The sequence below is a fragment of the Rhodoferax sp. GW821-FHT07F03 genome (assembly GCF_059418745.1).
Genome location: NZ_JBWKQM010000006.1, coordinates 137,739 through 161,035, shown reverse-complemented (window position 1 = coordinate 161,035; position 23,297 = coordinate 137,739). Strand labels below are relative to the sequence as shown.

Sequence of the window (23,297 nt, the reverse complement as noted above, 5' to 3'; positions counted from 1 at the left end):
GATGGCAATGGCTTGGGTTATGTATCTAACTTTGGCAATAAAAAATGTCCACTGTCAAGTCTTTTGCGAGATCATGAAGTGGCATGAAAGGTCTTACGGGGCAACAGGTTAGGCCAGATTTCGGCCATCGTGTGCTCTTGCTGCTTTTCCGGCTAGGTGCCGCATAGGCGCTTCGCGGTAGCAAGCCCAGGGGCGGCGTAGCGGGCAAGGTCGCACTGTCATCATAGCCGTGGCTTGTCGCAAGCGGCCTCTCAAAGCGAAAGCGCAGCCGGTGGGCTGCGCTTTCGCTTGCGGGTGGATGGTGGATGCGTCCGCATCGTCAACTCGGCCTCGGCGGCGGCGCCTTGCTCGCCCCTGCCTTCCTGAACCCCCGGTCGCCGGCAATGAACGCCTCCAGCATGTGCGGGATCAGCGTCACGGCATCGACCGCCTCGCCATACGCCTGCGCGTGCAGCGCGGCGTAGCGGTCGAGGTCGGCTTTCAGGCTGGCCGGGCAGGCAAAGGTCAGCTTCGTGGATTCGGTTTTCGGCAGCGGGCCGAGCCGCAGCTTGCGCGTCGTCATCGTGAAGTCCCCTTGTTGAAGAACAACGGCTGGTAGGGCCGCAGCACCAAGTCGCGGTTGGCGATGATGCGAACCGGCAGGCCCGGCCGCTCGGTCAGCGTCGGCTGGATGTTCATGTTGCGCCGGGTCATTTCCTGCCCGACCTGATTGATGCTGTCCTGCGCACTGTCGCGCCCGGCGATGATGATGCGGTCGCCATCCTGGCGGTTCTCGGGCGCGGCCAACTCGGCGCCGACGCCCAGCAGTGTGGTCAACGCTGCGCCAGCGAAGATGCGGCCCCAGTGGTAGTCCACGTCGTCTTCCAGCCCGGCATAGCCGGCCGGGTCGGCTCCTACCAAGTTGTCGAGCGTGAGCGAAGACGTGTCGGGCAGGATGATCCGGTTCCACACCACCTGCACGCGGCTCTGCCCGTAGCTGACCTGGCTGTTATAGCGGCCCAGGATGCGCGAACCCTGCGGGATCAGCAGAAAGCGCCCGGTGGCCGTGTCATAGACCGGCTCCGTCACCGTGGCGATCACATCGCCCGGCAAATCCGACTTGATGCCCGTCACCAGCGCACCGGCGATCACCGATCCAGCCATGACCTGATACGGCGAAGCCGGCATTTGCAGATTGCCGGAATTACGGGTTTCCGCAGTTCCGGCTTTCTGGAACGCCTCTTTCTGGTCTTGCCGGTTCTGCACCGCCGTCGGGTCGGCAGGCTGCGCTGCCGTCGAGGCTGGCCCGGCAGCCATCGGGTCGAACGCCGCATTGGCGGCGAAGCCCGGCGCGGCGGCGGCCTGCGACTGCGCCACCGGCGCGGCCTTCTGCGTGCCAGAGCGGAAGAACACCGATGAACCCGCGGCCGCTTCGGCTTCCTTGCGCAGCGCATCGTTCGGGTCGTTGCCGGGGGCCGCATAGGCGGCCGTCACCGGCTGCTGCGACTTGACGATGGCCGGGCCAAGATCGCCCGGCAGCGGCGGCCCCAGCTCGGGCACCGTGGGCGGCAAGGCCGGCGGCAGCTTGGAGTAATCCGCCGGCAGCGCATCCAGCCCTTCGGACTTGGAGACGCGATCGACGCTGTAAAGCTCGGTCTGCTCACCAGCACCACGCCGCTGCGGTTGCAGCGACCACATCAGCGCACCGAGTACGGCGACCGACAGGCCGCCGGCGAGGATGGCCAGCGTGCGCCGGTTCAGGCGCGTGACCGGGCGCGGCTGGGCGCGTAGCGCCACCGCCTCGGGTGCGATCTTGCCCGCCGTCTGCGGCGCGGCGAGGTCGGGAGTGTCGTCCTGGCTCATTGTCAGTTCCTCCGCGCCACGCCGTCAGTGCGCTCGATCCGCACCACGTCACCACCATCGCCGCCCAGGCGCAGTTCGGCCGCGCCAAAGAGGCGATCCACGATGTAATAAGGCGAGCGGAAACGGTAGTTGACGAGCTGGCCATCACCCTGCGCGCCGATGACGAACAGCGGCGGCAGTTCGCCTTGGGCGATACCCGGCGGAAACTGGATATAGACCTTCTCGCCATCATCGAAGGCCCGCTGCGGCTTCCACGGCGGATTGCTACCGCTGATCGCGTAGCGGAAGCGAATCTTCTCCAGCGCCAGGCCGGTATCGACCGGCGCGGCTGCGCTGGCCGCCTGCGACTGGCGCTGCAAGGCCAGCATCCGGTCTTTCGGGTAGTCCCATGACACCGAGGCCATCCATGCCTTCTCGGTCGAGGTCAGCTCGATCAGGTAGGTGCGCCGGCTGGTGGTGATGACCAGATTGGTTTTCAGGCCCGAGCGGGTGGGCTTGACCAGCACATTGACGCGCAGCGCCTGCCCGCTGCCGCTGGACGTGTCACCCACGATCCAGCGCACGGTATCGCCAGCGGCGACGGTGACAAGTTCCTCGCCGGGCTGGAGCGAGACCACGGTGACGCGCCCCGGTGCGGCATAGACTTGATACAACGCGCCGTCGCTGTACGGCCACACTTGGATCGCATTGACGTAGCCCTCGCGGGTCGGCGCGATGCGTGCCTCGGCATTGGCGCGCGACACCCGCACCTTCTCGTCGGCCGGCTCCGGCGTGGCCTCGTCCACCTCCGGCAGCGGCTTCAACTGCGCCGGCAGCGCCAGCGGCTTGGGCACGGCGACGACTTCCACCGGCTTGAGCGGCTCGGGCAACGGCTGCGCCTGCACCGGCTCATCGAGCGAAATGGACGGCGGCGGCTTGCCCTGCGAGGCGCATCCCGACAGGGCCGCGAACATCAGCACGAAAGCGTAAAAGCGGAAAGGCACGATCATGGTTTGGCTCCTTCGGAAGAATCCAGCTCGCGGCTCCACGACAGGCCGTTGACATAGATACCCAGGGGGTTCTTGCGCAGGCGCTGTTCTGTACGCGGGGTTTGCAGGACGGTTGAAAGCACGGCGTTCCAGCGTTCGGTGCCAGCGGGTGCGCCATTGACGAACCGCTGTTCCGTCCACCGGACGTTGAACGAGGCATCGCTGGCGCGCGTGACGCTGGTGATCTGCACCGTCACCGACTCGCGGCCGACGCGGGCGAATGGATCGTTCTTGCTCGCGTAGTCGTTGAGCACGGCCGCACCCTTGTCGGTGGTGTAGTCGTAGGCATCGAGCCAGTTCTGCCGCACAACGATGGGGTCGATGGACAGCGAGCGCACCAGCGTCACGAAGCGCGCCAGGTGATGCGCAATCTGCGCATCGGCGGGCCGATACGGCGTGGCGGCCTCGCCCACGGTACGCACTTGGCCGGATTGATCGACTTCGATGACGTAGGGCGTCACGATGGACTGCGCCGAGCGCCACACCAAACCGCCGGCCATCAGCAGCGCCAGCACCAGGCAGCCGAAGGCCATCAAACGCCAGTTCTTCGCCTGCACGCGGGCCGAGCCGATACGCTCGTCCCACACCTGCGCGGCGGATTGGTATGGAGTGGCAGGCTGCGGCGTGTCGGCATAGCGCACCTGCGGTCGTTTGAATCGCATGGTCAGTTCTCCTTGTGAATCGCTTTAGTCGTCGGAGCCGCGCAGGCTCGGGCCTTGCCCGGAGCCGCCGCCATCGCCGCCGCGCAACGTGTGTGCGGCAGTGGTCGCGGCATGGGTGATCTGCTGGCGGCGGTGCATCCGCTTGGCCCATGCCGGCTGCTCTTGCTTCTGCGAGCTGGCGGCGCTGTCTGTGGCTTCGCCTGCCGCCGCCTGGCCGGAGCCAGCCGCACCGGGCGTAGCGCCGTCACCGGCCTCTGTGCCGTTCCATCCAGCGCGGAAAGAGCCGGTCATCTTCTGCGCAGCGCCGGAAGCCCCGGATGCGGCGCTGCGCCCGGCTGCCTGCGCGCCGGTCTTGGCGACATTGCCCAAGCCGGCCATCGCGCCCTTGGCGCCGCCGCCCGCAGCGGCGGAACCGGCCTGGAACGCCGAGCGTGCGCTACCGGCCGCCGAGGGGGCGGCCCGCGCACCGGCGCCGGCCAGCTTGGCGGCCGCAGGTGCCATGCGTGCGCCGGCCGCTACGGCGCCACCTACCCCGGTCGCGGCGGCACCGATGGCAACGGCCGTGCCGGCGGCACCGACAGCGGCACCCGCCATCGCGCCAGCGCCGAGCTGCGGCGCACCGGACACGAGGCCGGTGGCGATGCCCGGCCCATAGATGCCCAGCGCCAGCAGCGCGAGCGAGGCCAGCATCACGACAAGGGCGTGGTCGATGGAGGGTTCGTCGGGATGAACCTGGAACTCTGCGAACAGGCCCGAGCCGATGCCGACGATGACGGCCAGCACCAAGACCTTGATGCCCGACGACACCACGTTGCCGAGCACTTTTTCCGCGAGAAACGAGGTCTTGTTCCAGAGCGCGAACGGCACCAGCACGAAGCCGGCGAGCGTGGTCAGCTTGAACTCGATCAGCGTGATGAAAAGCTGGATCGCCAGCACGAAGAAACACAGGATGACGGTGAGCCAGGCGAGGAACATCACCACGATGGGGTCGATGTTCACGAAGACTTCGGGGAAGCCCGCCATGTCGCCGATCTGGTCGAGGATCGGTGCCCCGGCGTCGATGCCGGTCTTGGCCAGCCGCCCCGGTTGCAGGAAGTTCTCCATCGTCATGGCCGAGCCGGTGGCCGTCAGGCCCAGCCCGGCGAACGAGCGGAACACGATGCCGGCCAGCCAGTTGAAGTTGCCGATGATGTAGGCGAAGGCACCGACGTAGAGCACCTTGCGCAGCACCTTGGCGATCACGTCCTCGCCCTGGCCGGTGGCGTGGCTCATGGCCCAATACAAGCCGGCGATGGTCATGTCGATGACGATCAGCGTGGCCGTCAAGAATGCCACTTCGCCTTGCAGCAAGCCGAACCCGGAGTCGATGTAGCGCGAGAACGTATCGAGGAAGCGATCGATGATGGTCACGTCGTTCATGGCGCGTCTTCCCCGGTGGGTTCATCGAAGCTGGCCGGAATCGGCGGCAGCTCGGCCAGCGTCCGGTATTCGTCAGGCCCGGCCTGGCCGGAGAAGAAGCGCCGCCGGAACGCTTCGGCGGCGGCGCGGCAGTCGTCTTCGCCCACGGCCTGCCGGTCGTCCGCGCACTGCGCACGCAACGCCTTGAGCCGCAAGGGATCGGCGGTCAAGGCGTCGACCAGGCTCTCGGCCTGCTGCTGGCCGCACGCGGTCAGCAGCAGGGCCAGCAGCGAAACCGACAAGACGGGAGCGCATCGCATGGCCGCCTCCGTCAGTTGTTGTAGAAATTGATGGACTGCGGCGTGTACGGCGTGCCGCTGCCGAGGAAGCGTCGGCGCACTTCGCGGGCGCGCTCGGTGGCCGCCGCCTGCCGCGCCAGTTCCAGCGACGCGGCGCGGTCTTGCGTGATCTGGAGCTGCTGCGCCTGGATGGACTGCTTGGCCTGCAAGGCAAGAAGCTGGTTGGTCGCCTGCTGCGCCTGCAAGGCGCCGGTGGCCGATTGGCTCTGGCTCACGAGGTCGGCCAGCGCGCTTTCGTCTTGCGCCAGGTTCTGCGACACCTGCGCCTGCATCCGCATCGCGGTATGCAGGCCGTCGAGGGTATTCTTCCAACGCTCGCGGGCGTCCTGCGCCATGCGATCGCCGCTGACGGTGGCGGCGTACTGCTCCGGGTACAGGCGCGAGAACGTGGCGTCCATGCTCTGCACGTCGTAGGCCAGTCCCTGCGCCTCGGCGATCAGGCGTTCGGTGGTGGCGAGCGTCGAACGCAGGCGGTTGACGATGTTGAAGTCCAGGCTCGCCAGATTGCGGGCTTGGTTCATCAACATCTGCGCCTCGTTTTGCAGTTGATTGATCTGGTTGTTGATCTGCTCCAGCGTGCGAACGGCGGTGAGCGTGTTCTGCACGAAGTTGGACGGGTCGAATACGGTGATGGCCGCCGCGGGTTGAGCGAGCATCAGCGAGCCGGCCAGCGCGGCGGCGAGCGATACGGAAAGCACACGGGTTTTCATGGCGAAACCTCCAGCGGTTGAGAAGCGAGGAAAGAAGCCGCCGCTGGTGAGGACGGCAGCAGGTCGGCGGCCCAGTCGAGGCCGCGATGGCGCAGCCACGCGCCGGCGAAGCCGCGAGCGCCGGCCTGCGTCAGCACGCGATCGATGTCGCGTTGGTCTTGCGGTGTGGATGCGCCCGCGAAGGCGAGCGCGGCCGGCCCCAGGTCGAGGTCGAACAGGCGATTGCCGAGGCGCGATTGGTAGTAGTAGTCGCGCTTGGGCTGCGCGGTAGCGACGATTTCGATTTGCCGGCTGTTGAGGCCGAAGCCCTCGTAGATCGTGCGAATCAGCGGTTCAGTGGCCTGCGGGTTGGGCAGAAAGATGCGAGTGGCGCAGCTTTCGATGATCGCAGCCGCGATGCTGGAGTTCTGAATGTCCGCCAGGCTTTGCGTGGCGAAGACGACGCTGACGTTCTTCTTGCGCAGCGTCTTCAACCACTGCCGGATGCGCGCGGCGAACACCGGGTCATCGAGGAACAGCCAGGATTCGTCGAGAATCAGCAGCGTCGGCGCACCGTCGAACCGCTCATCGAAGCGCGCGAACAGGTAGCCCAGAACCGACCGCACGGCGGCAGGACTGGCCATCAGTTCTTCCATCTCGAAACACTGCACGTCGGCTGTGCCCAGCCGGTCGCGGTCGGCGTCCAGCAGCTTGCCGTGGGCGCCGCCGAGCACGTAAGGCGCGAGCGCCTGGCGCAGCGCGTTCGATTGCAGCAGCACCGAGAACCCGGTCATCGTGCGCTGCTCCAGCGGCGCACCGACGAGGCTCCCCAGCGCCGACCAGATCGCCACCTTCTCGTCGGGGCCGATGGCCACGCCCTCATGGCGCAACCGTCCCTCGATCCATTCGGTGGCCCAGGCGCGATAGCCTTCCTGGTCAATGCGCGCAAGCGGCTGGAACGCGATACCGCCGTCAGCGCCTAGGTCGTAGTGCTCGCCGCCCAGCCCCAGGATGGTGGCGCGCATCGAGCGGCCCATGTCGAAGACGAAGATGCGCGAGTTCAAATAGCGTCGGAACTGCATCGCCAGCACGGCGAGGAATGCCGACTTGCCCATGCCGGTCGGGCCGACCACCGCCATGTGCCCCACGTCGCCGATGTGCGTGACCAGCCGGAACGGCGTCGCGCCGTCGGTGCGGGTGACGATCACCGGCGGGCCGTCCAGATGCGTATTGCGCTCGGGGCCAGCCCATACCGCCGACACGGGCATCATGTGCGCAAGGTTCAACGTCGAGACGATGGGCTGGCGCACGTTGGCGTAAGCGTTGCCAGGGATGGACGACAGCCACGCATCCACCGCATTCAACGTCTCGGGAATGGTGACGAAGCCCCGGCCTTGGATGACACGCTCCACCATGCGCAACTTTTCGTTGGCTACGTTGGCGTCCGCGTCCATGACGGTGACGGTCGCCGTCAGGTAGCCGAAGGAAACCTGATCGCTGCCAAGTTCCTGCATGGCGGCGTCTGCATCCGCTGACTTGTTGTTGGCGTCGGTATCGACCAGCGGGCTTTCCTGCTGGAAGATCGTTTCACGCAGCAACGCCACTACGTTCTTGCGCTTGGCGAACCATTGGCGACGCAGGCGGCCGAGTCCCTTTTCCGCCTCGGCTTTGTCCAGGCAGAGGAACCGGGTTGACCAGCGATAGGCGAAGCCCAGGCGGTTGAGGTCGTCCAGCAGGCCCGGCCAGGTCGAAGTCGGAAAGCCCCGCACCGACACCACGCGCAGATTCTGGTCGCCCAGCATCGGCGCCAGGCCACCGACCAGTGCGGAGTCGGCCAGCAGCGCGTCGATGTGGAACGGGACTTCGGGTACGCCCACGCGGTAGCGTCGCGTGGACACCGTGGCGTGCAGATAGGTCAGCGTCTCGGCGTCATCGAGCCAGGCGATTTCCGGCATCACGCCATCGAGTAAATCGAAGGCGCGATCGGTTTCCGCCACGAAGGCATCGAGCCGACCGCGCCAGTCCACGCCGTCGCCCGGCGCGTTCTCGTAGAGCAGCTTGGCCGCGCGGGCGCGGGATTCCTCCGGCGGCAGGTACGCAAGCGTCAGGTGATAGGCGCTCTCGAAGTGACTGCCCGATTCCTCGAAGGTCGCCCGGCGTTCCTCGTCCACCAGCCAAGACAGCGGCTCGGGAAAGTCGGAGTGCGGGTAATCCGCCGCCGGCCGGCGCTCGGCCTCAATGAACAACGCCCAGCCCGAACCTAGGCGGCGCAGCGCGTTGTTGAGCCGTGCCGACGTGGCGATCAGTTCGCCCTGTGTCGCGCTGTCCAGATCAGGCCCGCGAAAGCGCGCCGTGCGCTGGAAACTGCCGTCCTTGTTCAAGACGACGCCTGGCGCGATCAGCCCGGCCCATGGAAGCCAGTCGGCGAGCAAGGCCGGGCGCTGACGGTATTCGGCAAGGTTCAGCATGGCGGCGTCCCCCTACACGTCCAGCAGCGGTTTGTGCTTGATGTGCCGGGCAAAGACCTGCATGAACTGCGGATCGACGCGCGCGCCCCACACCGCCAGCGAATGGCCGACGATCCAGAGCACCGCACCGGGAATCCACAGTTGCAGGCCCAGCCCGACGGCGGCGGCCAGCGTGCCGTTGGCAATCGCCACTGTGCTCGGCGCACCTCCCATAAGGATCGGCTCGGTAAGTGAACGATGCAGCGGCACCTCGAAGCCCGCCGTGAAGGCATCCGGGGCACTCATACGACCGCCCCGCCGGAGAACGAGAAGAACGACAGGAAGAACGAGGACGCAGCGAACGCGATGGACAGACCGAACACGATCTGGATCAGCTTGCGGAAGCCACCGCTGGTATCGCCGAAGGCCAGCGCCAGGCCGGTGGAAATGATGATGATGACCGCGACGATGCGCGCCACCGGCCCCTGGATGGATTCGAGGATGGCGGTCAGTGGGCCTTCCCAGGGCATCGCGGAACCGGAGGCTTTCGCCGTACCGGCCGTCATCAACATGATGGCGGCCAGCAGCAGGCCGTGCTGCGCCGGCGCGGCCAGGCGCCGCAGGCGCGCGAAGGCCGAAGCCGGATTTACGGAAATGCGGAAAGCATGAATGTGCATCTGCGTCATGGCAGTTCTCCAGAGGGTTCAGGGGACGGGGAAGGAACTGACGGCAGCTCGGGAAACGGCGTTTCCAGCGCATCCGCCATGCGATAGCCCACGCCGTCGAAACCGACGACGCGGGCGATGCTTTCGACGTGGCGCTTGCGGCCACGCCCGGCGATATGGATGACGACGTTGATGGCCTCGGCGATCAACGCGCGCGGCGGATTCACCGCCACTTCAAGAATCAGTTGCTCCAGGCGCAACAGCGCGCCCAAGGCGGAACCGGCGTGAATCGTGGCGATACCACCCGGATGGCCGGTGCCCCACACCTTCACCAAGTCCAGGGCTTCGCCGCCGCGCACCTCGCCGACGATCACGCGGTCGGGGCGCAGGCGCATCGTGGCGCGCACCAGCTCCTGCATCGACACCACGCCGGCCCGCGTGCGCAGCGGTACATGGTCGCGGGCGGCGCATTGCAGCTCGATGGTGTCTTCGAGCACGAGCACGCGATCACCAGTAGCGGCGATCTCTGCAAGCAAGGCGTTGGCCAGCGTGGTCTTGCCGGTACTGGTGCCGCCGGCGATCAGGATGTTCTGGCGCTCGCGCACGGCGCAGCGCAGGAAGTCCGCCTGCCCGGCGGTCAGGATGCCGTCGATCACATAGCGATCCAGGCCGATGATGTTCACGGCCCGCTTGCGCAGCGCGAAGGCTGGCCCCGGTGCGGCCGGCGGCAAGATTCCCTCGAAGCGTTCGCCCGTCTCGGGCAACTCGGCGGTCAAGAGCGGTTGGCCGCGATGGACTTCCGCGCCGACGTGGGCCGCGACAAGACGAATGATGCGTTCGCCGTCGGCTTCGGGCAATTCGACGCCCAGCGGCGCGCGGCCCGACGACAGCCGATCCACCCAAAGGGTGCGATCAGGGTTGAGCATGATTTCCACCACGTCCGGGTCTTCGAGCGCGGCGGCGATCAGCGGCCCCATTGCCGTGCGCAGCATCTGGATGCGGCGATCCTGTGAAGTGGTGGCCGACGAGCGTGGTTCGGGCGGAATCTGCGGAACGGCGCTCATGAGGCACGCTCCGCAGCACGTTCATGGGCTTCGGCCAGCGCCGCCGCGTCATCCATCCGCATCGGATCGGGATGCAGTTCTTCCACCACGTCGCGCACCAGGCTCCGGCCGCGCAGCAGGTGCCTGCCGAGCTGTTCGATGAACTGCTCGAAACGCGCCTTGCCCTGGGCACGGGCCGCGTCTTGATGCGCCTCGGGCACCGGCGTGCTGACGGTCAGGAAGTAGCGGATGAACAGCGCCAGCGTCTCGATCTGGATGTTCTGGTCGCGCTCCAGTCGTTCGGCCTGCCGGGACAGGCGATCCAGCCGCTTGGCAATGGCGGCCTCGCGCTGGTCGCCCGCGTCCGGCGACAGCCAGGACGCCAGCGCCGCCGCGACGATGCTGGATTTCGAGACGCCTTTCTTGGCGGCAAGTTCTTCCAGCCGCTTGGCGTGCTCGTGCTGGATGAACAGATTGAGGCGGTATTGGCTCATAGGTCGATTCCGTCGTTGGGGTCGAGGGAAGCCAGCCGCGCTGTGCGCTGCATGGCCGGGTCAAGCTGGCCTGGGAGCGGCAGCGGCAGGTCGTCGTTGTCATCGAGCAGCGCCAGGTCATCGGGCGCATCCAGCTCGGGGTCGTAGGCGACGGATTCGGTGAGTTCGGGTTGGCGGCGCGGGCCGCCGTCGTCGGCGCCGCCCAGCTCATCGGCGGATGCCGTGGCTGATGCGGCGGGCACGGCCGGAATCGCCAGGCCACTCCAGTCGTCGGCGCGGGCCGGTGGCACGTCGGCGTACTGCCCAGCCGCGAGCGCAGGCGGCGACAGCACGCGCTGCTTGAAGTTGGCGTCGGCGTAGTAGCGCAGCTTCTTGGCCTTGATCGGCGCGACGCTGGACACCATCACCACGGATTCATCGGGCGGGAGTTGCATCACTTCGCCCGGCGTCAGCAGCGGGCGGGCCGTCTCCTGCCGCGACACCATGAGATGCCCGAGCCACGGCGCGAGCCGGTGGCCGGCGTAGTTGCGCTGCGCGCGCAGCTCGGTCGCGGTGCCGAGCGTTTCGGAAATCCTTTTCGCCGTCCTTTCGTCATTGGTGGCGAACGTCACCCGGACGTGGCAGTTGTCCAGAATCGAATGGTTCTGGCCGTAGGCTTTGTCGATCTGGTTGAGCGACTGCGCGATGAGGAAACTGCGGATGCCGTAGCCAGCCATGAAGGCCAGCGCCGTCTCGAAGAAGTCGAGCCGGCTCAGCGCCGGAAACTCATCGAGCATCAGCAACAGCTTGTGGCGGCGTTCGATACCGTCGCTGCCATCGAGCGATTCGGTGAGGCGTCGCCCGATCTGGTTCAAGATGAGCCGGATCAAGGGCTTGGTGCGGCTTATGTCCGAAGGCGGCACCACCAGGTACAGCGACACAGGTGATTCGGACGCGATCAGGTCGGCGATGCGCCAGTCGCAGCGTGACGTGACCTCGGCCACCGTGGGGTCGCGGTACAAGCCCAAGAAGCTCATCGCGGTGGAGAGCACGCCCGAGCGTTCGTTGTCGCTCTTGTTGAGCACTTCGCGCGCAGCGGATGCGACGACAGGATGCGGCGCGTCACCGAGATGGCGCGTCGTCATCATCCGGTGCAGCGTCAGCTCGAACGGGCACGCCGGGTCGCTGAGGAAGTTGGCGACGCCGCGCAGCGTCTTGTCTTCGCCCGCGTAGAGCACATGCAGGATGGCGCCGACCAGCAGCGCATGGCTGGTCTTCTCCCAGTGATTGCGCTTCTCCAGCGCCCCTTCGGGATCGACAAGAATGTCCGCGATGTTCTGCACGTCGCGCACTTCATGCGCGCCGCGTCGAACCTCCAGCAGCGGGTTGTACGCGGCTGACTTCGCATCGGTGGGGTTGAACAGCAGGCAATGCGAGAAACGCGAACGCCAGCCGGCGGTGATCTGCCAGTTCTCGCCCTTGATGTCGTGGATCACTGCCGATGCAGGCCATGACAGCAAGGTCGGCACCACCAGGCCCACGCCCTTGCCCGAGCGCGTGGGCGCGAAGGTCAGGACGTGTTCCGGGCCTTCGTGACGCAGGTACTGTCCGTCATGCAGGCCGAGAAAGACGCCGGCAGACTGCATCAGCCCGGCCTTGCGAATGTCGGCGGTGTTGGCCCAACGTGCCGAGCCATAGGTCGTGACCAGGCGCGATTGCCGCGAGCGCCACACCGACATGGCGATGGCGGCCACCACGGCGACCAGGCCGCTGCCGCCCGCAATGGCGCCGCCTATGTCGAAGACGTGCGGCGCGTAGGCATCGAAGAAGAACCACCACTCAAAGAGCCGCCAGGGGTGATAGACCGGCGTACCGAAGAAATCGAACCAGGGCGAGCCGAGGCGTAGTTGGTAGGCCAGAGCGGCGGCTGTCCATTGCGTTGCACTCCACACACCGGCGATCACGATGCTGAAAACAACCGCGATCTGCCCGAACAGCACGCCCTGAGATTGCATTGACTGGCCTCCGATTTCCTCTGCGCTGATTCCTCGTTCACACGCGGCACATGGACGTGCCGCATGACGCGAGAATCAGTGCCTGGTCGGTGCCGGTCAAAGACTGTTATCGGCATGGAGATGCCGAAAAAAGCAACGTATCAAGTTGGAGGAAGCGCAATAAAAACGCCGCGAATACAGGCGTATCGCGGCGTTTCGAGAAAAAATCAGGAGCTTCGTGGCCGAGCCACCACGATCAGAACTTGGGCGGGTTCTCCTGCGGCGTGTAAGGCACTTTGCCGTCGCCAAAGAACCGCTTGCGCGTGGCTTCGGCTACGCGGTTGCACAACAGGTCACCAAGCCTGGGGCGATCCGTCTTGCACTGCTGGCGCAGTTCCTTCAACCGTTCGGGATTGGACGCCAGTTCCTCGACGGTCGGCACGTCGGCCTGCTTCGGTGCCTCGGACGGGCCGCAGGCCGACAGGATGACGGTCAACAAGAGCGGAATGGTCTTCTTCATGACTTGGCTTCCTCCGGCGGTTCGGGATCAACACTCGGTGCGGGACGGCTGGTTTCGGGGAATTCGATGGCCTGCACGCGCTCGATGAACCGGGCCACCGTATTCGAAGCTTCGCCATCGGGGCGCAGCAGATAGGTCGTGAGCATCGGCGAACGGCCCGCCAGCGGTCGCGCGACAACGCCCTGTTCGCGGCTAGCCGCAATGTGCGCGTATCCCGTCAGGCCCAAGGCGAAGCCTGCGGATACCAGCACCATCATCAAATCGCACGATGCAACGCGCTCGGCGACGAGTGGTTCCATGTCCACGCGACGCAACGCCCTTTCGACCTGTCGGGCGTGACCTTCGCAGGCTTGTGGATCGCAGAGCACAAGCGGATAGCGCAGCAATTCTTCAAGAGGGATGCGCCTATGGGCCAGCAATGGATGCCGTGCGGGGACGGCCACCATCAGCGGGTCGTTCCAGACGGGCAAGGCTACGATGCCTTCACCGACTTCATCGGCACGGGCAAAGCCCACGTCGTACAGATCATCATGCAGTCCCTTGGTCTGTTGCGACAGCGGCACCTCGAAAAAGCGAAGATCGACTTCGGGTTCCTCTTGCCGGCACAGCGCTAGCAACGCCGGCAGGCGCGACGGCGTAATTCCATCGGACAAGGCGATGCGCAACTGGCGATGGAACCCATTAGCCGCCGCTTTCACGCTGTCGCGTGCCTGCTGCACGGCAAGGAAGATACGCGGCACATGCTCCAGGAACAGCTTGCCAGCGCGAGTCAGCCGGGTACTGCGGCTGGTTCGGATGAAGAGCTGCATGCCCAGTACCTCTTCCAGTTCCTTGATAGTCCGAGACAGTGGTGATTGCTCGATGTGCAGCTTCTCTGCCGCACGGGCAAAGTGGAGTTCTTCGGCGACGGCCAGGAAGCAGCGGAGGTGTCGTAGCTCCATTGTGTCGATCCTTGTCTTAGTTGCTGCCATCACGGCTTTTCGAGCTGCCCAGCTCGCTCCGATGCGCTCCGCCGATTTCCCTGAAGAAATCTTTGACCTTCTGTGGCCAAAGTCCTGAGTCTTGGTTAATGTCAACAGGTCTGGTATAGTACCGTACCTTTTAGAGTTTACCAAGGAGATCTCATGGCCCAGCAGCAACCCGTGGCATCCCCGAACCACAGAACGGCCAAGGGAGCGCAGCGTCTTCGAGATCTCACGGACGTTGCTGCAGAGCTGTTCCTGGAACGAGGCTTCGAGTCGGTAGCAGTGGATGACCTCATCGCCCGTGTCGGCGGTTCGCGCCGCAATGTTTACAGCCACTTTGGCGGCAAAGAGGGACTGTTCATTGAAGTGGTGAAGCAACTCTGCGACGAGCTTGCGAAACCGTTGGAGGAACTGAACATCGCAGAGGACGAGGCACGCGAAGGCTTGTCCAGCTTTGGTCGCCATCTTCTGCAGACAGTCCTGCAACCGCGCACGTTGGAACTGCATCGGCTGATGGTGGCCGAGGGCAAGCGCTTTCCCGAGCTTGCGCAAGCTGTTTTGCAAGCTGGTCACTCCAAGGGCACCGACATTTTGGCTGCATGGATCAAGGCGCACCAGGGCAAGCGTACGAGAGGTCTTCGCACCGACTTGCCGGAACGAACGCTTGCACAGCAGTTCGTCAACCTGGTGGTGATGGAGGCTCAACTGCGAGCACTCGCGGGTCTCGACCCGCAGCCGCTGCCGGCCGACCAGATTGACGCCATCGTCAACGATGCGGTCTCCACTTTTCTTCACGGCGCACAAGCCAAAAGGACGACTCATGAGTGTGGCTAATTTTTCTTGGAAGGCCTTCCTCGCTTTTCTCCTCGCTGCTTTTTTCCTGGTTGGCTCAGTCGGCAACATCATCCTTCCCCCCGAGGTCGCTGCCGACTACGCCCGATGGGGTTACCCCAGTTGGTTCCACTACGTGACGGGTTCGATGGAATTGATCGCAGCGATCCTGCTCGCCATCAAGGCACTGCGGTTCTGGGGTGCGGCGCTGGGCTCTGCGGTGATGGTGGGTGCTGCGGGCACGGTGCTGCTGCACGGTGAGTTCACCCACGCAGTCGCACCCCTGGTCGTCTTGGCGATTTCCATCGTCGTGGGCTGGTTCAACAAACCCGGAGTCAAGCCGTCGGAGCACCGGTCCACGCCGTAGCCCTGGAATAGGAGACTGTGCAGTGCATAGATCTGACGTCATCGAATCACGTTCGATAAACAGCACAATTGTGCGTACCTCGTGCGAGCGCGGCACCATCTCTGCTGCTGTGGACTTGGGTCATGCCGCCGAGGTCTACGGCTACGCGGTCGTGGTCGCCAGACATGCGACGTCCGAACGCAACCTCGCCGTGTTCATTCGCGACCAGATCGACGGTCGCGACACCGTGGTTGAAGCCGCAATCATGGCTGCGCACCCGGACTATGCGACGGACGTCGCTTTCAAGATCACCTTGTTCACGCTCGGCTTACTGGTCTGCAAGGGTGATCAAGGGACTCGTGTCGAAGCGGCACTACAGGAAGGCGACTCCGTCATCGACGTTCGATTGTCGGAGACCAGCGTCAGTGTCCGCATCACGGGGAGTGCCAGTGAGTATCTGGTCAGTTACCCCCTGCGCGACGCTGATGGCGATGCAGTCAAAGTCCATTAGCCCGTACATCCTTAAGGAACATAACGTGACCGATCCATCTTCTCCCCGTCTCCTCGTCACCGGAGCCAGCGGGCATCTGGGCCGTCGTGTCGTAGAACTGTTGCTGGGTGCAGGCGTTCCTTCAGTCACCGCCGCCAGCCGGCAGCCGGACAAGATCTTCGATCTCGCGGCACGCGGTGCACCGTTGCGCAGAGCCGACTTCGACGATCCAGCTTCGCTGGACGAGGCGTTCGCCGACGTGGATCGGATGTTGCTCATCTCCACCGACGCGCTCGGCACACCAGGGCTGCGGCAGCGACAGCACAAGGCCGCAATCGATGCGGCGGTGAGGGCTGGCGTCAAGCATATCGTCTACACGTCGATGGTGAACCCTGACCCCGATTCGCCGATTCCTTTCGCCCCGGATCATCTGGCAACCGAACAGGCCATCGAAAGCAGCGGCATTCCCCACACCATCCTGCGTGTGAACTGGTATGCCGAATACTTCTTCGTCAGCCTGCCGCCCGCATTGAGGTTCGGGAAATGGCTGACCTCGGCCGGTGAAGGCCGCACGGCCTATGTGGCCCGCGACGACGTAGCGCGGGCCGCCGCCGCTGCCCTGAGGTCGGCGACGGACCAGAGCAACCGCTTCGACATCACTGGGCCACACGCGCCAACGCCAGCGGAAGTCGTCGCGTGGGTGAACACCATCTTCAACTCCGATATCACGCTCGTTTCTGTCAGCGATGGAGCTTTGGCCGAGACCCTGGCGGGTAGCGGCATGCCAGCACCTCTCGTGGAGCTGGTCGTGGCGATGGAGCGGAACTCGCGCGAGGGCCGGGTTGGTGTCGTGAGTGATGCTGTCGAGCACCTGACGGGAAAGCCACCGATCAGTCTTTTCGAGTTCCTGCTCGACCACCGGCTCGATCTCCTGCTGGCCAGCAAGAGTGAGCAATAATGCGGCGATATCGCGTGGCTTTGGGGTGATGAGCTAGTTCGCTGGTCCCTGCGCAGGGATGGCACATCCCTCCGGGCCGCAGACTTCGCCTGCCGTCGTGCTCGCCGCCTCCTGGGGGCGGGCACTCCATGCCTGCTGCAGTCCGGCGAGAAACGCGGAGTCGGGCTGCGCACCGGAGATCGTCTGTCGGCCAGCGATCCGGAAAAACGGAACGGCAGTACCGCCAAGTGCTCGGACGACACGCAGGTCTTCATCGACTTCCGCCGTGTAGGCATTTCCATCGAGCACCGCCGCGCAGGCATCCGGTTCGAGGCCGATCTCGGCCGCAAGTTGAAGCAGGGTCGTTCGATCGAACAAGGACGCCCGCTCGGAGAAATTGGCCCGGTAGAAGCGCTCCACCGCCTGCTCCTGCAAGCCTTGATCCGCCGCGTGTTTCACGAGGCGGTGGACGTCGAGCGTGTCGCCAATGAACGTGTCGGCAAGATGGTAGGTCAAGCCTTCCTTCGCAGCTTCGCCTTCCACATGAGCCAGCACGGCCGTGACCTGCTGCCCCGAGCCCAGTCGCTGTACCAGCACTTCGCGCGCAGCCCGCGGGGCCTCGCCGGGCATCAGCCGAAACGAGCGATGCACGACTTTCACGTGCTCGCGCTCAGGGAATTCGGCCAGCGCACGCTCGAAGCGGCGCTTGCCGATCCAGCACCAGGGGCAGATTAGGTCCGACCAGATTTCAACGGTGAGGGATTGAGTCATGATTCATGTTTCCTGTTGGTGGAGATGCGGCTACGCGACGCAACCGGACTGCGTGTGCGATCCAAGCGCAGTCCTGACAGCCGGTGCGACCCTTCTTCCCAGCAGTTCGATCGCGCGCATCACGTCCTCGTGCCGCATGCTGCCGATCGCAAGCTGGATCAGGATCCGTTCCGGCTTGAACAGCGAATGCAGGTACAGGATCTTCTCGATGACCTCATCGGGCGAACCGAGGATGTGCGGACCCTCGGGCCGGGTGTTGTGGTCGAAGGCCTGCCGGGTCATCGGCGGCACGCCGCGCTCGGCACCGATCCGGTTCATGAGGGCGGACTCGGCGGTGTAGTAAAGGTCGGCGGCCCGTTGCCGGGTGTCGGCAACGAAGCCGTGTACGGCGAGCGCGACGGGCTGCGGAGGCGTTCCGAAATGCGTCTGCGCCCTGCGATAGAGTTCAACGGCCGGGACGAAGCCGGCGGCGCTTCCGCCGAGCATCGCCAGCGTCATGGGCAGGCCGAGCCGTGCTGCACGGATGACGGACTCCTGCGAGCCGCCCACCGCGAGCCAGACCGGCAGCGGCGCTTGCACGGGCCGAGGCACGATCAGCGCGTTCTTCAAGGGCGAACGGTATCGCCCCTCCCAGGTCACGGGCTCACCGCTGCGCAGCGCGAGCAGCAGGTCGAGCTTTTCGTCGAAGAGGGCTTCGTAGTCTTCGGTGCTGTAGCCGAAGAGATGGAAAGAGTCGAGCAAGGCGCCCCGGCCGGGCATGATCTCGGCGCGGCCCGACGACACCAGATCGAGCGCGGTGAACTGTTCGAACACCCGTACCGGGTCATCGGTGCTGAGAACGGTCACCGCGCTGGTCAGCCGGATGCGCCTGGTGCGCGCCGCTGCCGCGGCCAGGATCACCGGCGGCGCCGGCGCGCCGAAGTCCGCCCGATGGTGCTCTCCGAGCCCAAAGACGTCGAGGCCCATCTGGTCGGCCAGGGCGACCTCATCCAGCAGTTCGGGGATGCGCTGCGCAGGGCCGACGCCCGGGTCGCCTAACCCCACGTCCGCGAAGGTGTAGATGCCGATTTCCATCAGAGGTCGCTACCTTGAGGTACTGACTGGTCAGGTCGTGAGCGGCCAACGGCCGTAAGGCGATGCCTTCGCCCGAGCGGCGTTCTGGGTGAAGTACGACAGGACGAGCAGCACGAGCCCGATAAGGGCTGGTACGAAGCCGCCGTCGCCGGCGTTGACATGCGCCGACACAGCCAGCAACAAATGAAAGAACATGCCCGCATAGGTAAGGTCGACCAGCGCGACTGCCGGACGCCAGAGGATGACGACCGCTGCCGTGAGCTTGACGACAGCAAGGATCGGGACGAGGTAACCGGGGAAGCCGAGCTGGCCCCATATCGCCTGAACCTGCGAGGTGGCGCTCAAATAGAACACACCACCGGCCAAGTACAAGAGTGCCAGGAGGGCGGTGCTTCCCCAATAGATACGTTTCTGCAGCATTTCTTTCTCCATAGTTCTCAGTAGTAAGGACCGCCCGAAGTTCCGCGCGGTTTTCGCTCGAGGCAGGCCAGGCGAAGCTTTGCGATTCAGTCGACGGTGCTTTCGAGAGACGGATAGTCGGTGTAGCCCGCCGCATCCCCGTTCGGGGTGCCGTAGAAGCTGGCGAAATCGGGCGCGTTGGGGGCCGCGCCACGGCGGAAGCGCTCCGGCAGATCCGGGCTGGTCAGGAACGGCACGCCATAGCACACCAGGTCGGCCCGACCTTCGGCCAAGGCCTGCTCGCCGGACGCGGCGTCGTAGCCGCCATTGACGATCAGGGTTCCCTTGAATGCCTTGCGCAGGTGCGGGGTGATGCGCTCGACGCCTTCGGGCACCGCCATCGGGCCGGCGACGGCTTCGCCGATGTGCAGGTAGGCGATGCCGAGTTTGTCCAGTTCCTGCGCCAGATAGGTGAAGGTGGTCAGCTTGTTGCTGTCGGCCATCGAGTGCAGCTGCAGGTTAGGAGTGACCTTGTAGCCCACGCGCTTGGCACCGAAGACCTCGATGGCGGCGGCCGTGACCTCCAGCGCGAAGCGTGCGCGGTTCTCCAGGCTGCCGCCATAGCGGTCGGTGCGCTGGTTGGCGTTGTCCTGCAGGAACTGGTCGATCAAATAGCCGCTGGCGCCGTGGATTTCCACGCCATCGAAGCCTGCGGCCTTGGCATTGGCTGCGGCCTTGCGGAAATCCTCGACGATGCCGGGGATTTCCTCGGTTTCCAGCGCGCGCGGCGTGCCCAAGGGCACCTTGCCGTTCAGGGTGAACACTTCGCCCTCGGCGGCGATGGCCGACGGCGCAACCGGCAGCTCGCCGCCGTGGAAATCCGGGTGCGAGATGCGGCCGACGTGCCAGAGCTGGGCGAAGATCAGGCCGCCCGCCGCATTCACCGCGTCGGTGACCTGGCGCCAGCCTTCGACCTGCGCGGGCGAGTGGATGCCCGGCGTGCGGATGTAGCCCACGCCCTGCGGGCTGACCTGGGTGGCCTCGGACACGATCAGCCCGGCGCTGGCGCGCTGGGCATAGTAAGTGGCGGCCAACGGGTTGGGCACGTTGCCTTCGACCAGTGCACGGCTGCGCGTCATCGGCGCCATGACCAGGTGGTTTTTCAGGGTGAGGTCGCCGAGCTGGTACGCGGACAACAGGGTGGCGGGAACGGTTTGTGGCATGGAAAGGTTCCTTGAAGGAAGAATGAAGAGGAACGAATCAGGCGGCGCCGGGCTTGCTGGCGGCCAGCAGCGCGTCATGGTGTTCGAGCAGGAACTCGCGCAGGCTGCGCGGCTTGCGGCCGGTCAGGCGTTCGAACACGCCGTTGGCGGTGTCGACGCGGCCCAGGCGGGTATTGACGTCGAAAGCGCTGAAGATCGCGACCTGCGCCTCGGGCAGCCCGGCGGCGCGCAGGCCAGCGGTCAATTGCGCGTCGCTGACGGGCACGACCTGCGCCGACGTCCCGAACACCTCGTTGACGGTGGCGACGATCTCCTGCGGGCTCAGGGCCTGGGGCCCGGAGATGTCCAGCGTGCGGCTATCGGTGCCGCCCGCCAGCAGCGAGGACGCCGCGGCGCGCGCCAGGTCGTCGCGCCAGAGGTAGGCCACGCGCCCGTCCCCCGCCGCGCTGAAGCATTGCCCCGACGCCAGCACCGGCGGCAGCCAGAAGAAGGCGATGTCGGTGTACCAGTTCGGGCGCAGGATGGTGTGGGCGATGCCGGTGGCCTCGATCGCCGCCTCGGTGCCGCGGTGATCCGGTGCGAACGGGATCGGCGAATCCGGCCCGGGGTGCTGCATTGAGGTATAGGTGATGTGCTTCACGCTCGCCCTCTCGGCCGCCGCCACCGCAGCCAGATGCTGGCGCAAGCGGCGCGGCGGATCATCGGGCGTGTCGAGCACCGAAATGATCAAGATGCGATCGACTCCCACAAAAGCGTGGTCGAGCGAGGCTGCATCGTCGAAGTCGGCCCGCCTCACCTCCACGCCGCGTGCCGAAATGTCGGCGAGGCCATCGGGATAGCGGGTCGTGGCGACGACGTTCGGCGCACCGCCCTCCAGCAGCAGTTCGACCACGCGGCGGCTCAGATGGCCGCTGGCGCCTGTCACCAGTAGGGTCGGCGACTTTGCTTCTGTCATTGAGTTTTCCTTGTGCAGGTATATCATTAAGTCCAGGTCTACTTTAGAGACCTTTTAACCGGCTGCATAGGAGGCAGGTTTGGATACCCAGGTAACAAAAAAGGAACCTACTGCTGCGAAGCACGCGAGGATCGCCGAAGCTTTTCAGGCCTTGGAGTCCTGGGGCGAGCACCAGGTGGAGTGCCCTGTGCGCGACGTGCTGGACCGGATCGGCGACAAGTGGAGCACCCTGCTGATCGTCGCCCTGGCCGGCGGCCCGCGTCGTTTCAACCGCGTGCAGCGGCTCGTGCCGGACATCTCCAAGCGGATGCTGACGCAGACGCTGCGCGATCTTGAGCGGGACGGCCTCATCACCCGCCACGTCTTCGCCACCAAGCCCCCCAGCGTCGAATATCGCCTGGCGCCTCTTGGGCAGTCGCTGCTCGATCCACTGGCTGTGTTGATCGCTTGGGCGGACGAACGCCATGAGGACATCCGGCAAGCACGACAGCAGTTCGACGCGGCTTCTTCGGAAGCCGGCGACGAAATCCCTGCCACTGCGGGCAGGGTCTTCAAGACCAAATAGCGGCAGCTTGCGCCGCGATGCGCGGACATGCGTCGGTACTTAGCTTTGCGGAGCTTTAACGCCGGATAGCATGCCGAGCACTTCGGCATAGTTGCCATTGGCTTCTGCGTAGCGAACAAACTTGGCGTTGTCCACGATGATTTCCTGCGGCGTGGGCTTGGCATGCAATAGCGCCAGAGTCTCTGTCAGGAAGTCCTCCAGGGGCATCGCGCGGTCGCTGTCCTGCTGGCCGAACAGGGTCGTGCGCACGCCCGGCGGTGCTACTTCAACCACGCTGACGGAAGTTTCGGCAAGTTGCACGCGCAGACTCTCCGAGAACGAATGGATCGCGGCCTTGGTGGCGTTGTAGGTCGGGGTGGCGGGAAGCGGCACGAACGCGAGAGCGGAGGTGACGTTCAAGATGGCGGCGTCGTCCTTGCCCACCAACTGTGGCAAGAAGGCGTACACCATCCGAATCGTTCCGAGCAGGTTGATGTTGACGGATTCCTCGGCGATTTTCTGGCTGGCCGGTTCGAGGATGTTCTCTCCCAGCATGATGCCGGCGTTGTTGACCAAGACGTTCAGGTCAGGGTGTTTGGCGGCCAATGCCTGGCTCGCCTGGGTGATGGATGCTTGGTCAGCGACATCGAGTTCGATCGCCTCGATGCCAGGGTGATCGATCGCGATCTGATGGAGCAGTTCCTTGCGCCGACCTCCGACGATCACTTTGTTGCCGGCTTGGTGAAATCGCAGGGCTAAGCCCAGTCCGATGCCTGAAGTGCCGCCGGTGATCAGAATCGTGTTGCCTGATGGTTTCATGAATGACTCCTAGTTGGGTGATAGGTAGAATATGGAACCGGACAATTGTCCGGTGAAGAGAAGTGTACCGGACAATTGTCCGTTTTTGTAGGCTGTGCTTGGAAGAAGGAAAACGAGTGTCCCAGTTGACAGACAATTCACTGCGTTCGGACGCGCTCCAGAACCGTGACCGCATCCTGCAGGTCGCGGTCGCCGAACTCACTCGGTCAGCCAGCGTTCCGTTGAGCGCGATCGCCAAGAAAGCGGGTGTGGGCCAAGCGACCTTCTATCGCCATTTCCCGACGCGGGAAGCCTTGGTCATGGAGGTCTACAGCTATGAAATGACGCAGGTTGCCGATCTCGCCGATCTCCTGCTCCAGACCTGCCCACCTGACCAGGCTCTGCGGGAGTGGATGGATCGTCTGGCGCGCTATGCCATGACCAAGGCGGGCTTGGCCGATGCGATCCGCCAGGTCGCGAGCGCTCGGGACTGCCCGGGCAAAGCGGGATATGCCCCCGTCGCGGCGGCGGCGCAGCGCTTGCTCGACGCGAACAAGAAGGCCGGGACGATTCGTCCAGGGATCACTGCAGATGACTTCTTTCTTGCGATCGCCGGTATCTGGCAGATCGACTCCAGCGAAGACTGGCAACCGCGCCTGACCTGGCTCATGGACCTTGTCATGGATGGACTACGCGCAGGGGCACCGAAGAAGGCTGTTGCGCGATAGCAGCGAGTCACGCATTGTTTCGTGTATGACAATCGGCTTTGCATTGCGGGCTTGGCGCAAGGGTTATCTGGCGTGTCGCCGGGTTCAATAACCGCGGAATGTGCTCTGCACGTAGT

The 23,297-nt window shown here is 65.0% G+C and carries 27 protein-coding genes; 6 read left to right on the top strand and 21 right to left on the bottom strand.

Features of this window, described 5'->3' with window-relative positions; translation table 11 throughout:
• Nucleotides 1-319: 319 nt before the first annotated feature.
• The 15 genes from AC07R0_RS10645 to AC07R0_RS10575 all read right to left on the bottom strand — a co-directional run bounded on the left by AC07R0_RS10645 (nucleotide 320) and on the right by AC07R0_RS10575 (nucleotide 14,061).
• Nucleotides 320-562 (bottom strand): DUF2274 domain-containing protein, encoded by a 243-nt coding sequence (locus AC07R0_RS10645; RefSeq protein WP_031692093.1) that lies wholly within the window; start codon nucleotides 560-562, stop codon nucleotides 320-322.
• Nucleotides 559-1,842: a TraB/TrbI/VirB10 family type IV secretion system protein gene (locus AC07R0_RS10640; RefSeq protein ID WP_495104802.1), complete on the bottom strand. Its 1,284-nt coding sequence runs from the start codon at nucleotides 1,840-1,842 to the stop codon at nucleotides 559-561. The genes AC07R0_RS10645 and AC07R0_RS10640 overlap by 4 nt, the downstream gene beginning before the upstream one ends.
• 2 nt (nucleotides 1,843-1,844) lie before the next feature.
• Nucleotides 1,845-2,831, bottom strand: coding sequence for a P-type conjugative transfer protein TrbG (gene trbG / locus AC07R0_RS10635; protein WP_495104801.1), 987 nt, complete (start codon nucleotides 2,829-2,831; stop codon nucleotides 1,845-1,847).
• On the bottom strand, nucleotides 2,828-3,532 hold the full coding sequence (gene trbF / locus AC07R0_RS10630) for a conjugal transfer protein TrbF (protein ID WP_105807145.1): 705 nt from the start codon (nucleotides 3,530-3,532) through the stop codon (nucleotides 2,828-2,830). Before trbF ends, trbG begins: the two co-directional genes overlap by 4 nt.
• Before the next feature lie 24 nt (nucleotides 3,533-3,556).
• Nucleotides 3,557-4,951, bottom strand: coding sequence for a P-type conjugative transfer protein TrbL (gene trbL, locus AC07R0_RS10625; RefSeq protein ID WP_495104800.1), 1,395 nt, complete (start codon nucleotides 4,949-4,951; stop codon nucleotides 3,557-3,559).
• Nucleotides 4,948-5,250: an EexN family lipoprotein gene (locus AC07R0_RS10620; RefSeq protein ID WP_495104799.1), complete on the bottom strand. Its 303-nt coding sequence runs from the start codon at nucleotides 5,248-5,250 to the stop codon at nucleotides 4,948-4,950. Before AC07R0_RS10620 ends, trbL begins: the two co-directional genes overlap by 4 nt.
• An 11-nt stretch (nucleotides 5,251-5,261) precedes the next feature.
• Nucleotides 5,262-5,999, bottom strand: a complete 738-nt coding sequence (trbJ, locus tag AC07R0_RS10615) for a P-type conjugative transfer protein TrbJ (protein ID WP_031692081.1) — start codon at nucleotides 5,997-5,999, stop codon at nucleotides 5,262-5,264.
• Nucleotides 5,996-8,446 (bottom strand): conjugal transfer protein TrbE, encoded by a 2,451-nt coding sequence (gene trbE / locus AC07R0_RS10610; RefSeq protein WP_495104798.1) that lies wholly within the window; start codon nucleotides 8,444-8,446, stop codon nucleotides 5,996-5,998. Before trbE ends, trbJ begins: the two co-directional genes overlap by 4 nt.
• 12 nt (nucleotides 8,447-8,458) lie before the next feature.
• On the bottom strand, nucleotides 8,459-8,731 hold the full coding sequence (locus AC07R0_RS10605; RefSeq protein ID WP_495104797.1) for a VirB3 family type IV secretion system protein: 273 nt from the start codon (nucleotides 8,729-8,731) through the stop codon (nucleotides 8,459-8,461).
• The gene (locus tag AC07R0_RS10600; RefSeq protein WP_495104796.1) at nucleotides 8,728-9,111 is read right to left on the bottom strand and encodes a TrbC/VirB2 family type IV secretion system protein; all 384 of its coding nucleotides are present in this window, start codon (nucleotides 9,109-9,111) and stop codon (nucleotides 8,728-8,730) included. Before AC07R0_RS10600 ends, AC07R0_RS10605 begins: the two co-directional genes overlap by 4 nt.
• Nucleotides 9,108-10,154 carry a P-type conjugative transfer ATPase TrbB gene (trbB, locus tag AC07R0_RS10595; protein ID WP_495104795.1) on the bottom strand — a complete coding sequence of 349 codons (1,047 nt, stop codon included), beginning with the start codon at nucleotides 10,152-10,154 and terminating at the stop codon, nucleotides 9,108-9,110. The genes AC07R0_RS10600 and trbB overlap by 4 nt, the downstream gene beginning before the upstream one ends.
• Complete coding sequence (locus AC07R0_RS10590; RefSeq protein ID WP_014160853.1) at nucleotides 10,151-10,627, bottom strand: CopG family transcriptional regulator; 477 nt, start codon at nucleotides 10,625-10,627, stop codon at nucleotides 10,151-10,153. Before AC07R0_RS10590 ends, trbB begins: the two co-directional genes overlap by 4 nt.
• Nucleotides 10,624-12,621, bottom strand: coding sequence for a conjugal transfer protein TraG (locus AC07R0_RS10585; RefSeq protein ID WP_495104794.1), 1,998 nt, complete (start codon nucleotides 12,619-12,621; stop codon nucleotides 10,624-10,626). The genes AC07R0_RS10590 and AC07R0_RS10585 overlap by 4 nt, the downstream gene beginning before the upstream one ends.
• A 235-nt stretch (nucleotides 12,622-12,856) precedes the next feature.
• Nucleotides 12,857-13,120 (bottom strand): EexN family lipoprotein, encoded by a 264-nt coding sequence (locus AC07R0_RS10580; RefSeq protein WP_495104793.1) that lies wholly within the window; start codon nucleotides 13,118-13,120, stop codon nucleotides 12,857-12,859.
• Nucleotides 13,117-14,061: a LysR family transcriptional regulator gene (locus AC07R0_RS10575; protein WP_495104792.1), complete on the bottom strand. Its 945-nt coding sequence runs from the start codon at nucleotides 14,059-14,061 to the stop codon at nucleotides 13,117-13,119. The genes AC07R0_RS10580 and AC07R0_RS10575 overlap by 4 nt, the downstream gene beginning before the upstream one ends.
• A gap of 183 nt (nucleotides 14,062-14,244) precedes the next feature.
• Here AC07R0_RS10575 and AC07R0_RS10570 point away from each other — a divergent pair, with 183 nt between their 5' ends.
• Genes AC07R0_RS10570 through AC07R0_RS10555 form a run of 4 tightly spaced genes read left to right on the top strand, consistent with a single transcriptional unit; the run spans nucleotide 14,245 to nucleotide 16,710 of the window.
• Nucleotides 14,245-14,919: a TetR/AcrR family transcriptional regulator gene (locus AC07R0_RS10570; protein WP_495104791.1), complete on the top strand. Its 675-nt coding sequence runs from the start codon at nucleotides 14,245-14,247 to the stop codon at nucleotides 14,917-14,919.
• Nucleotides 14,906-15,283: a DoxX family protein gene (locus tag AC07R0_RS10565; RefSeq protein WP_495104790.1), complete on the top strand. Its 378-nt coding sequence runs from the start codon at nucleotides 14,906-14,908 to the stop codon at nucleotides 15,281-15,283. The genes AC07R0_RS10570 and AC07R0_RS10565 overlap by 14 nt, the downstream gene beginning before the upstream one ends.
• Nucleotides 15,284-15,305: 22 nt before the next feature.
• Nucleotides 15,306-15,773, top strand: a complete 468-nt coding sequence (locus AC07R0_RS10560) for a hypothetical protein (protein ID WP_495104789.1) — start codon at nucleotides 15,306-15,308, stop codon at nucleotides 15,771-15,773.
• Between the two features lie 25 nt (nucleotides 15,774-15,798).
• A complete protein-coding gene (locus AC07R0_RS10555) occupies nucleotides 15,799-16,710 on the top strand; it encodes an SDR family oxidoreductase (RefSeq protein ID WP_495104788.1) in 912 nt (303 codons plus the stop codon).
• A 33-nt stretch (nucleotides 16,711-16,743) separates the two neighbouring features.
• On the opposite strand, the gene AC07R0_RS10550 is transcribed toward AC07R0_RS10555, so the two are convergent.
• From AC07R0_RS10550 to AC07R0_RS10530, 5 genes are all read right to left on the bottom strand, one after another.
• Complete coding sequence (locus AC07R0_RS10550) at nucleotides 16,744-17,460, bottom strand: DsbA family oxidoreductase (protein WP_495104787.1); 717 nt, start codon at nucleotides 17,458-17,460, stop codon at nucleotides 16,744-16,746.
• Nucleotides 17,461-17,490: 30 nt separating this feature from the next.
• On the bottom strand, nucleotides 17,491-18,534 hold the full coding sequence (locus AC07R0_RS10545) for an LLM class flavin-dependent oxidoreductase (protein WP_495104786.1): 1,044 nt from the start codon (nucleotides 18,532-18,534) through the stop codon (nucleotides 17,491-17,493).
• Nucleotides 18,535-18,564: 30 nt separating this feature from the next.
• Nucleotides 18,565-18,966, bottom strand: coding sequence for a DoxX family protein (locus tag AC07R0_RS10540; protein WP_495104785.1), 402 nt, complete (start codon nucleotides 18,964-18,966; stop codon nucleotides 18,565-18,567).
• A 74-nt stretch (nucleotides 18,967-19,040) separates the two neighbouring features.
• Nucleotides 19,041-20,156 carry an alkene reductase gene (locus AC07R0_RS10535; protein ID WP_495104784.1) on the bottom strand — a complete coding sequence of 372 codons (1,116 nt, stop codon included), beginning with the start codon at nucleotides 20,154-20,156 and terminating at the stop codon, nucleotides 19,041-19,043.
• A gap of 37 nt (nucleotides 20,157-20,193) precedes the next feature.
• Nucleotides 20,194-21,111 carry an SDR family oxidoreductase gene (locus AC07R0_RS10530; RefSeq protein WP_495104783.1) on the bottom strand — a complete coding sequence of 306 codons (918 nt, stop codon included), beginning with the start codon at nucleotides 21,109-21,111 and terminating at the stop codon, nucleotides 20,194-20,196.
• Between the two features lie 79 nt (nucleotides 21,112-21,190).
• On the opposite strand from AC07R0_RS10530, the gene AC07R0_RS10525 reads away from it, so the two are divergent.
• Nucleotides 21,191-21,676, top strand: coding sequence for a winged helix-turn-helix transcriptional regulator (locus tag AC07R0_RS10525; protein WP_495104782.1), 486 nt, complete (start codon nucleotides 21,191-21,193; stop codon nucleotides 21,674-21,676).
• Nucleotides 21,677-21,715: 39 nt separating this feature from the next.
• On the opposite strand, the gene AC07R0_RS10520 is transcribed toward AC07R0_RS10525, so the two are convergent.
• Entirely contained in the window at nucleotides 21,716-22,474 is a 759-nt protein-coding gene (locus tag AC07R0_RS10520) for an SDR family oxidoreductase (protein WP_495104781.1), read from the bottom strand.
• A 116-nt stretch (nucleotides 22,475-22,590) separates the two neighbouring features.
• Here AC07R0_RS10520 and AC07R0_RS10515 point away from each other — a divergent pair, with 116 nt between their 5' ends.
• Nucleotides 22,591-23,181: a TetR/AcrR family transcriptional regulator gene (locus AC07R0_RS10515; RefSeq protein ID WP_495104780.1), complete on the top strand. Its 591-nt coding sequence runs from the start codon at nucleotides 22,591-22,593 to the stop codon at nucleotides 23,179-23,181.
• Nucleotides 23,182-23,297 lie beyond the last annotated feature (116 nt).